General features: G+C 39.8%; 17 protein-coding genes. 7 read left to right on the forward strand and 10 right to left on the reverse strand.

The genetic code is table 11. The features are described from left to right. The first annotated feature begins 321 nt into the window (after positions 1-321). Together MKZ18_RS06030 and MKZ18_RS06035 are read left to right on the forward strand one after the other, a co-directional pair. Positions 322-558 (forward strand): lysophospholipase, encoded by a 237-nt coding sequence (locus tag MKZ18_RS06030; protein WP_144593911.1) that lies wholly within the window; start codon positions 322-324, stop codon positions 556-558. Beyond that, the gene (locus tag MKZ18_RS06035; protein ID WP_340842815.1) at positions 521-1,435 is read left to right on the forward strand and encodes a hypothetical protein; all 915 of its coding nucleotides are present in this window, start codon (positions 521-523) and stop codon (positions 1,433-1,435) included. The genes MKZ18_RS06030 and MKZ18_RS06035 overlap by 38 nt, the downstream gene beginning before the upstream one ends. Before the next feature lie 302 nt (positions 1,436-1,737). On the opposite strand, the gene MKZ18_RS06040 is transcribed toward MKZ18_RS06035, so the two are convergent. Next, positions 1,738-2,046, reverse strand: a complete 309-nt coding sequence (locus MKZ18_RS06040; protein ID WP_061786589.1) for a DUF3784 domain-containing protein — start codon at positions 2,044-2,046, stop codon at positions 1,738-1,740. Between the two features lie 150 nt (positions 2,047-2,196). On the opposite strand from MKZ18_RS06040, the gene MKZ18_RS06045 reads away from it, so the two are divergent. Then, positions 2,197-2,517, forward strand: a complete 321-nt coding sequence (locus tag MKZ18_RS06045) for a DUF1433 domain-containing protein (RefSeq protein ID WP_025910148.1) — start codon at positions 2,197-2,199, stop codon at positions 2,515-2,517. Between the two features lie 400 nt (positions 2,518-2,917). Continuing rightward, the gene (locus MKZ18_RS06050) at positions 2,918-3,196 is read left to right on the forward strand and encodes a DUF4176 domain-containing protein (protein ID WP_025910149.1); all 279 of its coding nucleotides are present in this window, start codon (positions 2,918-2,920) and stop codon (positions 3,194-3,196) included. A gap of 50 nt (positions 3,197-3,246) precedes the next feature. Here MKZ18_RS06050 and sstT read toward each other — a convergent pair whose 3' ends face one another. Continuing rightward, positions 3,247-4,476, reverse strand: coding sequence for a serine/threonine transporter SstT (sstT, locus tag MKZ18_RS06055; protein WP_061786588.1), 1,230 nt, complete (start codon positions 4,474-4,476; stop codon positions 3,247-3,249). A 280-nt stretch (positions 4,477-4,756) separates the two neighbouring features. After that, positions 4,757-5,743, reverse strand: a complete 987-nt coding sequence (locus tag MKZ18_RS06060; protein WP_025910151.1) for a LacI family DNA-binding transcriptional regulator — start codon at positions 5,741-5,743, stop codon at positions 4,757-4,759. A 77-nt stretch (positions 5,744-5,820) separates the two neighbouring features. Here MKZ18_RS06060 and MKZ18_RS06065 point away from each other — a divergent pair, with 77 nt between their 5' ends. Further along, on the forward strand, positions 5,821-6,660 hold the full coding sequence (locus MKZ18_RS06065) for an HAD-IIB family hydrolase (protein WP_061786587.1): 840 nt from the start codon (positions 5,821-5,823) through the stop codon (positions 6,658-6,660). A 38-nt stretch (positions 6,661-6,698) separates the two neighbouring features. On the opposite strand, the gene MKZ18_RS06070 is transcribed toward MKZ18_RS06065, so the two are convergent. Further along, positions 6,699-6,923, reverse strand: coding sequence for a hypothetical protein (locus tag MKZ18_RS06070; RefSeq protein ID WP_025910153.1), 225 nt, complete (start codon positions 6,921-6,923; stop codon positions 6,699-6,701). A 304-nt stretch (positions 6,924-7,227) separates the two neighbouring features. Between MKZ18_RS06070 and MKZ18_RS06075 the strand changes: the two genes are divergently transcribed. Then, entirely contained in the window at positions 7,228-7,971 is a 744-nt protein-coding gene (locus tag MKZ18_RS06075) for a hypothetical protein (protein WP_061786586.1), read from the forward strand. 28 nt (positions 7,972-7,999) lie between these two features. Here MKZ18_RS06075 and MKZ18_RS06080 read toward each other — a convergent pair whose 3' ends face one another. From MKZ18_RS06080 to MKZ18_RS06090, 3 genes are all read right to left on the reverse strand, one after another. Continuing rightward, a complete protein-coding gene (locus MKZ18_RS06080; protein WP_061786727.1) occupies positions 8,000-9,022 on the reverse strand; it encodes a DUF3231 family protein in 1,023 nt (340 codons plus the stop codon). Between the two features lie 453 nt (positions 9,023-9,475). Beyond that, a complete protein-coding gene (locus tag MKZ18_RS06085; protein WP_061786557.1) occupies positions 9,476-10,264 on the reverse strand; it encodes an LCP family glycopolymer transferase in 789 nt (262 codons plus the stop codon). Positions 10,265-10,388: 124 nt separating this feature from the next. After that, positions 10,389-10,757 (reverse strand): PilZ domain-containing protein, encoded by a 369-nt coding sequence (locus MKZ18_RS06090; RefSeq protein ID WP_061786558.1) that lies wholly within the window; start codon positions 10,755-10,757, stop codon positions 10,389-10,391. 302 nt (positions 10,758-11,059) lie between these two features. Between MKZ18_RS06090 and MKZ18_RS06095 the strand changes: the two genes are divergently transcribed. After that, positions 11,060-11,584, forward strand: a complete 525-nt coding sequence (locus tag MKZ18_RS06095; protein ID WP_025910157.1) for an SUKH-4 family immunity protein — start codon at positions 11,060-11,062, stop codon at positions 11,582-11,584. Positions 11,585-11,608: 24 nt separating this feature from the next. Here the strand turns inward: MKZ18_RS06095 and MKZ18_RS06100 are convergent, their stop codons facing one another. Genes MKZ18_RS06100 through nagA form a run of 3 tightly spaced genes read right to left on the reverse strand, consistent with a single transcriptional unit; the run spans position 11,609 to position 14,288 of the window. Further along, on the reverse strand, positions 11,609-12,334 hold the full coding sequence (locus MKZ18_RS06100) for a GntR family transcriptional regulator (protein ID WP_341344510.1): 726 nt from the start codon (positions 12,332-12,334) through the stop codon (positions 11,609-11,611). Between the two features lie 38 nt (positions 12,335-12,372). Further along, the gene (nagB, locus tag MKZ18_RS06105) at positions 12,373-13,104 is read right to left on the reverse strand and encodes a glucosamine-6-phosphate deaminase (protein WP_025910159.1); all 732 of its coding nucleotides are present in this window, start codon (positions 13,102-13,104) and stop codon (positions 12,373-12,375) included. Then, on the reverse strand, positions 13,104-14,288 hold the full coding sequence (nagA, locus tag MKZ18_RS06110; protein ID WP_025910161.1) for an N-acetylglucosamine-6-phosphate deacetylase: 1,185 nt from the start codon (positions 14,286-14,288) through the stop codon (positions 13,104-13,106). The genes nagB and nagA overlap by 1 nt, the downstream gene beginning before the upstream one ends. Positions 14,289-14,395 lie beyond the last annotated feature (107 nt).

Below are 14,395 nucleotides of genomic sequence, written 5' to 3' on the forward strand. Positions count from 1 at the left end.
TTAAAAATAAGCTATTCACTTCTTTTGGCCTTTCGTGCTGAGGGGCAGATTCAGCGGCTTTTTTACGCTTTCTTCAAACGGATAGAATTCTGCAGCTCGGTATTTGTTTTTGTAATTAAATAGATATAGTCTTTAAACAATTAAGAATTCTAGAAGGTTATCGAATAAGAGATAAGTAGACAACGCTGGACCATTGATTCATTTTGCTAGGACTTCAGATGTGTTTATGGAAAATACTATTCTTTTTTCTATAATAATCCTGCTATTTTAAAATTGGGAGGTGTGCTTCCTCCTAGACAATTGAAGATAGGGGAGAACGGTATGAGGCGTTTGTTCATGTTGATGATGGTTTTCTGGCTTGTTGTTCCGCTGGGTGCGCAGGCAGGAGGATTCGGAGGGAAAGATGATCCGTCTGGCGTACCTGGCCAATGGTACGTAGGAAATACACCTGCTTCTGTGGATCCAGCTAAACCTGTCGTTGTATTTGTTCATGGTTTTAACAGCTCTTCAAACAGGTTATATGAAGAATTACCGTGCCCAAACGGATTCACACGCTAATCGCTTGAAAAATCCAATTTATACGTTTGGTGGAACGAGCTGGGGAAGCTTTGGTTCAGCGCTTTATTTTGGGGGCGTTTATTTGAACTCCTACGGCTCTAACGACGGAGCTGTAACGGTGACAAGTTCTCGTTTACCGTATGGGCGTGAAGTTCGCGTGGGTTCATGGGATCATTCAACTGTTAAATCAAGCGCTACCTTCAATTTGTTTAAACCATACTTAACGACGACCCAAGCACTTTCCGCTTCAAAAATCAGCGCATTAGAAGCCGTGCAGCATGAAGAAAGCAGCAACATTTACCGAGGTGGAGAATTTACAAGCTCTGCTGTACAAGAGTTTACGGTAGAAGAAAGCGCAACAAAGATTGAAGTAGACTGGCTTAGCGAGCAAAAAATGAATGATATTGAGCTTGTTAGCCCAACTGGAAAGGTGTACAAAAAAGCGGTTCGCACCATTGACGAAGGTGTCTTTAAAGGTGCTCATCATCACATGTTCCAAGTATCATCTCCTGAAGCAGGAAAGTGGAAAGTACAAGCAAAGCACAAAAAATCAGCGTACTTTTTAAACGTAAGTGTAAAAAGTAGCTTAAACGATGACATTGAACTTCAAAACGTAACTCCTTCTTCTGTCGACGTAGTTCATTCAGGTGACGTGGCAAAAGCAGACGCAACTCTAAACATTAAGAAAAATGGGAAAGTCGTAAAGAAACAGCAAAAAGATATGAAAAAAAATCAGCAGTTCAACGCTTCCTTTGCTGAAGAAGGCGTCTACAACATCACTGCGGACATCAAAGGTCAAACAAAAGACGGAAAGCCGTTTGAGCGTACCATTGTGAAATCAATTTATGTAGATGCTAAAGGGAAGATTTTTCAATAAGAAAAGAAGAGACTGAGACATAAGTAGTTCAGCCTCTACTATACCTGAACGATTGAGAGTTCATAACTTTTAATCGCTCAGGTTTTTTGGTTGATTGTGAAAACAATGTTGGAAACAGGGTGGAATGGAGCGTAGCGCAATGGAACGAACGTGTTGAGACAAACCAAAGAGATGGGAACAGCTAGTGTTCGTCTTTTAGAAGCAATCATTTTGTTATGTCCCAAACTCTTTTTTAGATAATATAAATTTATTAGAGGATAAATTAAATAAGTTAATGGATAGAAAAATTATTAACCAATCTGCTATGACAGGTTGGTTTTTGTTGTGGATCCTAATTTCTTATGCGTATAAATGACTAGGAAGAGGTAGCCAGCAATAAGAATTAAAATGACAACCTCAGGCTGAATGGCTAAGATAAAGCCAGCAGTGAAACTAAGTAGTCCGCCAATCAAGCTAGAGAGGCCAACTAGTTTGCTTGCTTTTTCTTTATTACGTATACGACGCTCGTTAAATCCAGGAAGCAACCATATTTGTTTTTTTATGCCGATGAAGTAAGCTAGGATGAAAAGAATGAAGCTAATCAGAATTAGGTTATAATTGATGAAAAGCAAAATGAACACGTCCTTTTTACAACTAATGTATGGTGAAGATAGTCGAAGTAGTACAAGGTAATAGGGGGATTTCATATATGTTTTACCCAAAAGGTAATCCACCGTTGCTATAATAGAAGCTAAGAATAAGAGAATAAAGGGGAGCGATTGATGAAAAAAGTAATTTTTACGCTTTTGGGGTTAGCGATTGTCGCTGCAGGAGTGATGGTATACATGCTTCAACATCATGAAGCAAAATCCTATGCAAAGGAAATAAAGCCCCAGGTAATCACGCATTTACAAAAAGAATTTCATGACGTTTCATCCGTCACGTTTACGGAAGAAAAGCTGTTATCTAAGAAAAGAATACAAATAAGTGGTTACGTAAATAACAACAAAGCGCTTGGCTTTTCCGTAACGACCTCGTATCCAGCCGGAGATATTGAAAGTGAGCTCGTTGTAGATCAAGCACTTTTTGATCAGCTGAAATAAGAAACCATTCTTTTTTATTAAAAATACCTAACACAATAGTAAATCATCCCCAAAACGTGCAATTATTTTGTTATGTTCCAAACTCTTCTTCGTTATACAAAACATTCATAGGCAGTGAAGGTGAGGATGCTCCATATCCATCTTCCATGCTCCGACATTTACATACAGAAAAACCGTCGGTAAACACTACTTTCCTATTTTCTAACCATATCTTTGTACTTAGTTGAGGTTTGGGTCTAAATGCTCATCTGATAATTAGGTAATTTAAGGTAATTTCCCTATTTACCTTTCAAGTCTACATGTTAACCTAATGGTAAGTACATAGGAGTAGAAGTAATATTGATTTAAAAATTAAGCGTATGTGTTAATTAACTACATCATCTTGTCAGGAGGAGTACTCATGGATCAAGCACTATTACCAAACGGGTCTGTTGTATTGTTAAAAGGGGGAGACAAAAAGCTCGTCATTTATGGACGTAAGCAAATGTCTCTTGGAGAAGAGCAACAAATTTATGATTATATCGGCGTTCCGTACCCAGAAGGGTTCATTAATGAACAGTACACATACGTATTTAATCACGCAGCGGTTGAGCAAGTAGTGTTTGAAGGTTATCGTGATGAAGATGAAGTCAAGTTTCAAGATGTACTACAGCAAGTACCAAAGCAAAAGCCAGAATAAGATAGGTAAATGAAAAGCCCTCTTCACATCGTGAAAAGGGCTTTTGCTGTTTACAGGCTAATTTCTTTTCCTTCTTTACGTTTTCTTCTATACTCAGCAGTTGCTGTGAAAAGTACGTCTGAAGAAGAGTTGAGCGCTGTTTCACAAGAATCTTGTAAAACACCGATGATGAAGCCCACCGCAACGACTTGCATCGCTACATCGTTTGGAATTCCGAATAAGCTACATGCTAATGGAATTAATAGTAAAGACCCACCAGCTACACCAGATGCTCCGCAAGCTGATATTGCAGCTACGATGCTAAGAATAAGTGCTGTACCAAAATCAACTTCGATGCCAAGCGTATTAACAGCTGCAAGTGTTAATACAGAAATTGTAACGGCTGCACCGGCCATGTTAATTGTTGCGCCTAGTGGAATAGATACTGAATATGTATCTTTATCTAAATCTAGCTTTTTACATAGATTCATATTCACTGGAATGTTCGCAGCAGAGCTACGCGTAAAGAATGCCGTAATCCCGCTTTCACGTAAGCATTGTAAAACAAGTGGATATGGATTTTTACGAATATTAATAAAGACGATAATAGGGTTAACAACAAGAGCAATAAAGAACATGCATCCTAATAAAACTACTAAAAGCTTTCCGTAATCAAGCAATGCCGATAAGCCGTTTGTAACAAGGGCTTCAAATACAAGGCCCATAATACCAAGCGGTGCTAGATTAATAACCCAGCGAACGATTGTTGAAATGGCATCTGAGAAGTTGCCAATCATATTTTTGGTTGTATCAGGTGCATGGCGAAGCGCAATACCAAGTACGATTGCCCACGCTAAAATGCCGATATAGTTAGCGTTCATCAGTGCATTTATAGGGTTGTCCACTATATTGAACAATAGCTTTTCCAGTACTTCACTTAACCCACCTGGAGGCTCAAATCCTTCAACGCCGCTTTCTTTAAGCTGTAGCGTTACGGGGAAAATAAAGCTTGCGATGACGGCAACAAGTCCAGCTAGGAATGTGCCGATTAGGTATAAGCCAATAATAGGCTTCATATTTGTTTGCTGCCCATTTCTGTGCTGTGCGATTGCGTACATAACTAAAAATAATACTAATACAGGCGCAACAGCTTTTAGCGCACCTACAAATAGCGCACCAAAGATTGTAACGAGTTTAGCTCCTTCAGGAACCGTTAACGCCAGAACGACACCGACGATAATCCCGATTACAATTCGAGTAACTAGACTAATTTGATTCCATTTGTGCAATAAGTTTTTCATCATTTGTTCCTCCGATTAATGCTTCATATCCTACATACTGCTCATACGTAAAAGTAAGTTTACCATGAAAAATATTGATTGTGAATGTGAAGAAATAAAATCTTTATAATTTTTAGAAAGTTTTTTCTTTGTACAAATGTCCACTCCACTAAAACAACCGCTTGCATGATTATATGTTATAAAAGAGAAAAATGCTAGTGTAAATTTTTATAAATAACAGAAAATTGTTTTTTTGGAATAAAGAAAAAGCACAAAATCAGGCGTGCAGCCTGATTTTGTGCTACGTTGTTTCTCGTATAACCAGTGTGGCTTTATAAAGCTTACGTCGAGGAGGCATTTCATTCTGATGTACGCGGAGAGCAAGTGCTTTAGCTACGTCCTTTGCAATTGTTTGTAGAGGGTAATCAACCGTTGTGAGTAAAGGAATGCTCGCGCGTCCAATGGAATGGTTGTCAAAGCCCATAATTGATACATCTGTCGGAATGTTAACGCTATGTTTTCGTGCACTATGAAGCAAACCCATAGCTACAAAATCACTTCCTGTCAACAGGCCATCTGGATAATCTTCAGTTTGAAAAAGTGTATCTCCAAGCCGAAGTCCGTCGTCAATTGTCATAACCCCGTTTCTTTTCATATCGGGTGAGTAGGTGATCCCTGCATCTTTTAAAGCGTGCTTAAATCCGCACAGCCTTTTTTGTTGAAGCGGCGTCTGTTCATAATCCATACAAAGTAAAAGGCGCGTTCGACCTTGTTTGAGTAAATGGGTCGTTGCATCAAATATCGCTTGTTCTTCATCTACTGAAAAGACGTCGAAAAGGTTTCCAGGAGCTTGTTCATTGCAAATGATGACGATTCTATTGCCTACCAACTCCTTGATTTCTTGTTCAGATAATAAAGTATGTGTCACAACCAGAGCGTCCATTTCTTGCTGTGCGAGCTTGTCATAGACATAACGCTCTTCTGATGGTTGAAAATCGCTTTGATAAATGACCGTTTCGTATCCAGATTGGCGACAGGCTTCTGAGAGTGCACTGATTAACTGACTAAAATAAGGGTGATCGACGGTAGGTACCAATAAGCCAATAAGCTGGTTTTGCTTCTTGCGCAAGTGAACGCCTCGCGCATTTCGCTTGTAACCAATTTGCTGGATGGCTTTTTCTACTTTTTCTTTGCTTTCTTGTGAAACGTGTGGATGGTGATTTAACACGCGTGAAACGGTGGATTTGGATAAACCGCTTATACGAGCAAGATCCAGAATTGTTGTCATAAAAAACCTCCATTTAGTCGTTGACCTGGGAACGTTCCCAGCGTGTATGCTGAAAAAAAGCAAAAGGAGAGGGAAACATGAACAAAAAAACATATCCTCATGGAAAAGAGACGCACGCACTTATTTTCTTTGATTTTGACGAAACATATTTTCCGCATGCCTGCACAGTGGAACAGCTTTCGATGCTGCAACAACTGGAGAGGTATTTACATGATGTGTGTAGTCAATATCACGTGAAAATTGGTTGGGTAACCGGCAGTAGCATCGCGCATATTGAGTCGAAAATGAAGAAAGCGAACTTAACATATTTGCCTCATTTTATTTCCAGTAATCTTGGAACAGAGCTATATATGGTTGATGAAGAAGGAAATAAGAATAGCTTACCAGAATGGCAAGCTAAAATTGACGCTTCCGGTTTTTCAAAGGAAACTGTTCAATCGCTTTTACATCAGCTTCGCACTGATTATGAGGTTGTCTTAACGCCTCAAACGCAGTTTGGTCAACAAGGGTATAAAATGAACTATTACTATTATACAAAATCAGAGCAAAATACTCATTCAGTCTTGAAGGTTATTAGGAAGTTAGCGGATGAATACGCAGTGGAAGTAAATATTAATCGATGCAATCCAAAAGCAGGGGACCCTGAAAATGCGTACGATGTTGATTTTATTCCAAAAGGTACAGGAAAAGCAGCCACCGTTCATTTTATGAAAGCATACTATGACGTTGCTCATCACCGAACGCTCGCTTTTGGAGATAGCGGAAACGATATCGACATGCTAAAAGCAGTGGAGCACGGCTATTTGCTTTTTAATGCGACTGATGAAGCGAAAGGTCTTCATGATCAACATGCATCGTCTGCTTATGGAGAGGGTATTATGGAAGTGTGTCAACAGGTTTTTACTTCGATGAAATAACAAAAACACCGGCTGCAGGCTTGCAGTCGGTGCTTTTGTTATTTTAAAAACTTCTGCACATACGGTGTAACCATTGGCTTTACGTGAGCATACAAATCTTTTGCCTGCTGGGCACCACCGGCAATCTTTGCATAGTCCATGTTACCTTGGTCATCTTGAAAATAAGACATCCATTCCGCTACTTGAGATCTTTTTTGAGGACGTCTTCTCGCAAATCCAGGGAATGGAAAAGCAGGTCTACGACGAGGTCTGTTTGAAAACATTTCTTCACCTTCTTCTAGTTGTTATAACGTATTATATGAACGAAAAGAGAAGAATGGAAAGGTTCCTGTCCTAGACCTTTGAAAATAAATAATAAAGGTTTGAAAAATGTTAAGAAAACAGAGTCGACAAATCCATGAACTTGTTAGACAAAACATGACGCTTTCTCGATAAAACGGCGCTATTTCCCTAGAAATTGTTGCAAACGACCTCTTTATTTGTAGAGATTTTACGTACGAAAGTCCCGTTTGATAGGCATAATCCCCTTTATAATAAAGGTAAGTGAATGCTGAAAGGAGCGGTTGAATGAAATGGACAAGTGGTATTGTAGTAGGAGCTTTTGCGGCATGTAGCGCAGTGATGGTAGCAGGTGTTCAGCATTGGGAAACAAAAATAGAGGGGCAGGCACAGGCAGCAGTCGTGGAAACGGCACAACCTCATCAAAAGCAGTTTTCTGGTGTATCAAGCTATACAAAGCATTTACCCCCATTTTTGGTTAGTGCGATTGAAGATACGTTTATAAAAGACAAGCCCATCTCACTTGTGCTGGTAGCGAGGGAAGAGGACGAGTGGGCATCTTTCGTAAAGAAATCTTTAGAAGATACATACGGACAAGACGTGTTTCACATCCAAATCTATTCGTATCATGATCAAACAACAAAAGAGCTCGTTCATTCTTCTTTTCAGCAAGACTTACAAAAGCTAAATCCGACCCTTGTTTTAGCTGAGGTTCCGATGTTGGAAGACCAGAAGGAGATGCCGATTGATGATGCGCTGCCCGAACTTCAAGAGTTCATTTCGCAAGTGAAAGAATTAAAAACAGCATTTATCCTTCAGCCGTCATCACCGTATGCTTCACAATATGAATCTTATGAAGAAGCGGTAGCAGCCGTCGGAGGAATGGCGAAGGAGAATCACGTTCACTATCTCAATCACGCTCCGCTATGGCCTTATGAAATCTCTCCTTATGTCACAAAAGAAAGTAAGTTAACGAAGGAAGGCAAGCGGCTGTGGGGTGAGCATCTAAGCAGTTGGTTTACAGGGAAATAAACGAGCAAAAAAGCATGAATGTTTTCATTCATGCTTTTTTGTTTGGAGAACGAATAAGCTGTTCTTTGTTAATGGTTCCAGGAGGTTGTTCAAGCCATTGATTTTTAATCATAATATCTGCTCCAGCTTTTGCATAGCGTCCAATTTCAAACGACATTCTTTCGTAATTTAAAGCAAGGTCGCTTCGCTGGCTAGCTGCAGCTGCCGTTGCGTAATTACCTATACCTGTAGCGCTCAGTAAGCTCATGTGAAACATCATCAGCTTTTCAGAGAACACTGGAGTTGTTGAATCCGTGATGTAAAGATCTGAGCTCATTGGTGCGGCGATATGATCGTTTAAAAGCGTATCAGCAAATAGCTTAATATGCTTTTGGGAGATTTCATTTCCTCTCATCATAAACTGCTTTACCTCTTTGGACGTAGCCGTTTGAGCAAAGCTTAAGCAAATCTTATAGCCAATTAAGTTCGTTTGGATATTTAAAAACAAATGTGAAATCTCAACCGCATTTACGGGACGGTTTTTGCTGAACAAGTGAAAGCCGCTTATGTACTCCTTACTATCAATGTAATCGACTTCACTTGGAACGCAAATGTAAGGTGGGCGTGTGAGAATTCCCATTTCAAGCGCCAGCTTTGTCGTTTTTTCATAAAAAGAGGCCGTTTTATGCAAAGCGGTTGAAAAATAGTCAATTAAGTCATATCGAGCGCTCATAGCTAATGAGCCGCTGTAGCCAACCATTCCAGCTTTTGACATGTGATTGAGATAGCTAAGACAAAACGTATCCGTATATAAACGGGGAGCGTTCACATTTACGTCTTGCTTCCCAAATCCATTTGGAATTGCAAACTTTTCTTGTTGAAATAACTTCTGCAAACTGCTTACATGCTCAGAGGACATCGTTAAAGCCTCTTTTACAAGCGCGTGAATATCTTTATCTTCAATATGAGTTAACATATAAGCTAAAATACATGTTGCCATGCTGTCATTCATATAAGCTGTCCATAGAGATGCAATTTCAGCTGATGTTAAATTGGGTAAGTGTTTTTCCATTCCTATTCCTCCAGTATCATTAGTTTTTCTCAAAGAGCAGAAGATTATGAGAAGTACTTCATCAGAATATGCTCTGCAAGAAAATGTTGACTTTATGAACGGTATGGGAAGATAGGTGTTTTTAGCATGATGAACCAGGTGCGTTTTGCATTTATGTAAATGGAGGAGTTTGGGACATAACAAAATGATTGTTTCTAAAAGACGAACACTAGCTGTTCCCATCTCTTTAGGTTAGCTGAACACGTTTGTTTCATTGCGCTACGGCCACTCGCTTTCCGCGGGATCTCCGTTTTCCCTCTCTTTCCCGGAGGAGTCGAGTGTCCTACGCTCCATTCCACCCTGTTTCCAACATTGTTTTTCACAATCAGCAAAAAACCTGAACGATTAAAAGTTGTGAACTCTCAATTGTTCAGGCATAGTAGGAGTTGAACTACCTATGTCCCAGCCTCTTTTTTAGGATAACTGAAGCTTGCTTGTAAGCTGTTGAACCTCTACTTCAGTTTGCGGGTATTCAGCTTTTTTAATGCTAGCAAACGCTGCTTTATATTGCTTACGCATAAGTGAAAGGTCCTCGAATGTTAAGTTTGTTTGTACAGTGTTCGATAGCTCATTTAATATCGGTTTTGCTTTTGTGAACGATGGAACGGTAGCCACTTGTTTTATAATCGCTTTGGCAACAAGTATCTGCCGGTCGTGAGCAGAGAGTACATCTTGTTCATGGACAGGCTGAAGGTATGCCAAAGCTTCCTCACCGGTCAGCTTCACTTCACCAGCTGGAAATGTACGCTCATCGTTCGTAAAGGCAGTGGGGTTGTTAATTACAATACCGTCAAGCTTATCAACAATTGTTTTAATGCTTGTTTGATCGATCATGGCATAATAGTCAATTGGAATACCTAGCGTCTGCTCAGCATTTTGTAAGAGCTGTTCTGTAGACTGGGCATTGTCTTTCAAGATAGAAGCTACGGGAATATTGGTCATATGAACATCTGCATCTTTCTTATTAATGGTCATATGCACAAAAGATGTATGTTCTTCGTTTTTTGTAATTAAAAGTGCAGAAATGGGTTTTCCTTGTTTTAACGCTTCTTCTGATAAAGGCTCTTTATGAGACAAAGGTATGTATGCATCATTCATAGCAGCTTTAACCGTTTCATATCCAAACATGCTTGTTCCAACAAATCCAATTAACAAAAGCAGAACAAGGCCACCAATCCATTCTTTTTTTGCTTTACTACTCATTGTGTCACCTTTTCTTTTTACAGTTTCGTTTTTATTATTTCCACGGAGGGTATAAGCTTAAACAAGAACAAAATGTTGAAAAGAAAGGAAGGTGGTTGCACTAAAAAAAGATAGCCATTACGTGCTACCTTTTTCGATACTCTTTTGCATATTGTTTTAATGTATCTAATAATAACTGCTGCTGGTTTTCATCTGTAAATGCTTCAATCCCGTATAAAAACTCATGATTTGATTTTTCTTTCCAGACGGCCAAACCAGTGATTGTAAGGTTTTCATCCAGTAAAGAAAAGTTAACGGTAAGCTCAATAGGTTTTTGAAATACTGGAAGATCTAGTGGTGTGATTAGCTTCATCCCTCTTGGTGATAAATCAATAATGGCAAGTGGACCGGGTTTACTTTCGATGTCTTTTCCATCGTATTTTTTAATGAAAAACGTGCCAACAATGGGCTTTGCAAATGTAAAACGAAAAGGCTCTTCACGCTTATATTGCATAAAACAGCTCGCTCCTTTTAAGTAGGGAATAAATGGAGAAAAATGCATCCTTCAGCTGATGTATTCCTTGCTTTCTTCACATATAGTAAGAGAGAGGCTGCTTTTGCTACTATTTCTCACTACACTATATCGGTCAGTTACATTAAATCTATAGAAAAAGAAAAGGTATTGTCAATATTTTATGAAATTTATGCATTCTTTTGTATCGAAATATAAAGAAATGTTATGACTGAAACGAATAGGTGACAGTGTAAATAAAATAGTAGACAATAAGCATAGTAGGGTAGAGGGAGTGACAGAGGTTGAAGAAAGTAAAACAACGCAAAGAAAAGCGAATACTGTTTGACAAAAGTCAATTAGCACCGCTTAAAGTTGATTTGGAGACTAAAAAGCTGCTAGCTGAAGTTGGGCTACCGCGAGATGTTGCTCCATTGTTTGAATTCATGTCCTCTAAAAATCAGCTATGCACTTTGTGTGAGACGCTTCATTTATCTGCTCGCTATCAGCTTTATTGGTTTTTAGGGATGACAAAGCTAGGCGATCCTATCTGTTTACATGGTGACAATGGCAACATTGTACTGTTAGATGTTTCAAACGATGACTGCGAGCGTCTAATCAACTCATCGCTTGTACAGTTTTTACAGTTTGTTGAACTATTTTACGAATATATCCAGCCTTTCGTATTACGAGATGAACGTCCCGAAGTTGATGGTCATGTTCCAAATATATTAATTCGCGAAATGCGCGAGCGTTTTGAAGAAATTGATAAAGAAGCGATGAAACCCCATAGCTTTTGGAAATTGGAATTGGATTCGCTTTCAAAGTAAACCTCGCTTTGCAACGAGGTTTTTCTATGTCCGATTTATGCTTACGGTAAACTTATAGCGATCTGCACGGTACGCTGACCTCACAACTTCTAGCGGCGTGCCATCTTCTAAGTATGTGTAGCGTTGAATCAGAAGGATAGGGGATCCCTTTGCTACCTGCAAGTGTTCCGTTTCGTTTTCTGTAGCCACAATGGCTTCTAACGTTTGTGTAGCATGTCCAATTTTTAATTCGCTTTGCTGTTCGACATAGTTATAAAGCGATTGTTGGATAATGGCTTCCGTCACGCCTTTGATTAGATTAGCGGACATATAGACCGTTTCAATGGCCATTGGAATTCCATCCGCCAATCGAATACGTGTGATTTCATAGACGGGGTGATGCACTTGAATCGAAAGCTGAGACGCAATTTTTGCTGTAGCGGGAATAATTTCAAAGTGAAGCAAGCGGCTACTTGGCGTGAAGCCCCTTGCCTTCATATCTTCTGTAAAGCTCGTTAAGCCTACAAGGTGCTGCTCAATTTTTTGTTCAGAAACGAACGTTCCGCGTCCTTTTTCACGATATAAAAGGCCTTCATTTACAAGGTTTGTAATTGCTTGTCTTACTGTCATACGGCTAATTTGAAACTGTGTTGCATACTCTCGCTCGGATGGAATTGCATCGTGAGGTTTAAGCTCTCCGTTTTCAATTTGAGAACGAATTCCATCTTCAATCTGTGTGTAAATCGGCAGAGGTGAATTTTTGTCAATCATGCACAATTCCTCCTTTACATCGATCATACTACAATCCGCTATAAGTTTGTACGAGATAATGCCTTCTCATCAGCGATAATTGTAACAGCCTGATGGTTCTTTAAGATGGAAGCAGGAAACTCTTCCGTTACTGTTCCTTCAAGTAAATGATAGATGGCATCTGCTTTATCTTCTCCAGACGCTAATAATAAAATTTCAGTGCTGTTCATAATAGATGAAATGCCCATGGTTATGGCATGAGTCGGTACTTCATCAATGGATGAAAAGTAACGAGCGTTTGCTTGTCTTGTAGAAGAAGCAAGCGTGACCACATGTGTTTTAGATGAAAAAGGCGTACCTGGTTCATTAAAGCCAATGTGCCCGTTACGACCAATTCCTAAGATTTGGAGGTCAATGCCACCAAGTTGTTCAATAAGAGCTTCGTAGCGCTCACATTCTGCTTCTGCATCTTCTGCTGTCCCGTTTGGAATAAATGTTTGATTAAGAGCTACATCGAGGTGACCCAAAAGCGTATCCACCATATAGTAACGATAGCTGTTTGGATTATCAGCAGAAAGGCCGACATACTCATCTAGATTAAATGTGTGCACTTGCTCATAAGACGTTCCATTTGTTTGATGGTCTTGAATAAGAGCTTCATATAAACCTTTAGGTGTTCCACCAGTAGCTAAACCAAGCGTGATTGAAGGATCACTCTTTACTTTGTTAATAATAATACCAGCTGCGGTTTGGCTCATTTCTTTATAATCTTTTACTGAGATGATATTCATTATTGTTCCCCCTGTTCATATGCGATATGTCCACGACACACTGTAAGCTGCACGTCGAAGTTTTTATTCAGTACAACGCAATCTCCATCTTTTCCTACCTTTAAACTGCCTTTACGGTTGAAAACACCAATTTGCTTTGCTGGATTAACAGCAGTCATTTGGATAACGTCTGATACGCTACAGCTGGTAAAGTCTATCATGTTTTTCATTGCGTCATTCATTTTTAAAATGCTGCCTGCAAGCGTTCCATCCCCTAATGTAGCCATTGTTTCGTTTACGTGAACGGGCTGACCACCAAGGTCATAAACGCCGCTTTCCAACCATTTAGCACGTAGTGAATCAGTTATTAAAATTAAGCGCTCGCTTGAAATTTGCTGATAGGCAAGTTTGACCATTTCTTTATGTGAATGAATGCCGTCAGCAATAAGCTCTGTATAGAGCTCTTCGCGCAGGTAAGCTGCACCTAGTACGCCTGGCTCACGGTGATGAATGCCGCGCATCCCGTTGTATAGGTGAGTTACGTGCGATGCCCCGGCTCCAATAGCTGCAACTACTTCTTCATACGTAGCATCTGAATGTCCAATTGAAGCAACTACGTTTGTTTGGTTTAAGTACTTCACAAGCTCTGTTCCACCTAATTCTTCAGGAGCAAGCGTCACAAGTCGAATATGATGTTGTGCTAAATCTTGCCAGCGCTTAAACTGCTCAACGCTTGGCTGTTGAATATGGTGGAGAGGCTGAGCACCTGCTCGCTTGGCTGAAATAAAAGGGCCTTCTAAGTGAATGCCTAGCGCTTCTGCTTGGGCGTTATTTTGGTTGTTTGTAATAAAATGTCCGCATGCGATCAGAGCATCGTTAATGGCTTCTACAGACTGCGTCATTGTAGTCGGAAGAAAGCTTGTTGTTCCTTCTTTTGGAAGGGTAGCAGCCATTGTTTTCAACGCATCTTCTGTTGCGTCCATCGCATCTGCGTTCCCAGCTCCGTGAATGTGGACGTCGATTGCTCCTGGAACGACGATGAAATCAGGAGAATACTCAATAACTCGATCGTTTGAGCTCTTTTGATAATCGTGAATACTACCTAGCTCAGTTATTAACCCGTTTTCTATTTTCAGATATCCGTTTGGATAGACGGTTGTTTCGCCATAAACCGTTACGTTGTAAATGACCAGCGGTTTGTTCATAACATAAGTCTCTCCTTTGTCTTTGTCGAATGTATATGATTAGTGTAGCTCTTTTGAAATTAGTTGTCTATACCAGTTGTGATTTTTTATGTTGTAAGAACTGTTAA

Source organism: Priestia sp. FSL W8-0001 (assembly GCF_038050335.1).
GTDB classification, from domain to species: domain Bacteria; phylum Bacillota; class Bacilli; order Bacillales; family Bacillaceae_H; genus Priestia; species Priestia flexa.

Excerpts from the sequence above, each read along its gene's own strand:
- MKZ18_RS06030 (WP_144593911.1), top strand. The coding sequence starts at position 322 with ATGAGGCGTTTGTTCATGTTGATGATGGTTTTCTGGCTTGTTGTTCCG.
- MKZ18_RS06035 (WP_340842815.1), top strand. The coding sequence starts at position 521 with ATGAAGAATTACCGTGCCCAAACGGATTCACACGCTAATCGCTTGAAA.
- MKZ18_RS06045 (WP_025910148.1), top strand. The coding sequence starts at position 2,197 with ATGAAAAAAGTAATTTTTACGCTTTTGGGGTTAGCGATTGTCGCTGCA.
- MKZ18_RS06050 (WP_025910149.1), top strand. The coding sequence starts at position 2,918 with ATGGATCAAGCACTATTACCAAACGGGTCTGTTGTATTGTTAAAAGGG.
- sstT (WP_061786588.1), bottom strand. The coding sequence starts at position 4,476 with ATGAAAAACTTATTGCACAAATGGAATCAAATTAGTCTAGTTACTCGA.
- MKZ18_RS06060 (WP_025910151.1), bottom strand. The coding sequence starts at position 5,743 with ATGACAACAATTCTGGATCTTGCTCGTATAAGCGGTTTATCCAAATCC.
- MKZ18_RS06065 (WP_061786587.1), top strand. The coding sequence starts at position 5,821 with ATGAACAAAAAAACATATCCTCATGGAAAAGAGACGCACGCACTTATT.
- MKZ18_RS06070 (WP_025910153.1), bottom strand. The coding sequence starts at position 6,923 with ATGTTTTCAAACAGACCTCGTCGTAGACCTGCTTTTCCATTCCCTGGA.
- MKZ18_RS06075 (WP_061786586.1), top strand. The coding sequence starts at position 7,228 with ATGAAATGGACAAGTGGTATTGTAGTAGGAGCTTTTGCGGCATGTAGC.
- MKZ18_RS06080 (WP_061786727.1), bottom strand. The coding sequence starts at position 9,022 with ATGGAAAAACACTTACCCAATTTAACATCAGCTGAAATTGCATCTCTA.
- MKZ18_RS06085 (WP_061786557.1), bottom strand. The coding sequence starts at position 10,264 with ATGAGTAGTAAAGCAAAAAAAGAATGGATTGGTGGCCTTGTTCTGCTT.
- MKZ18_RS06090 (WP_061786558.1), bottom strand. The coding sequence starts at position 10,757 with ATGCAATATAAGCGTGAAGAGCCTTTTCGTTTTACATTTGCAAAGCCC.
- MKZ18_RS06100 (WP_341344510.1), bottom strand. The coding sequence starts at position 12,334 with ATGATTGACAAAAATTCACCTCTGCCGATTTACACACAGATTGAAGAT.
- nagB (WP_025910159.1), bottom strand. The coding sequence starts at position 13,104 with ATGAATATCATCTCAGTAAAAGATTATAAAGAAATGAGCCAAACCGCA.
- nagA (WP_025910161.1), bottom strand. The coding sequence starts at position 14,288 with ATGAACAAACCGCTGGTCATTTACAACGTAACGGTTTATGGCGAAACA.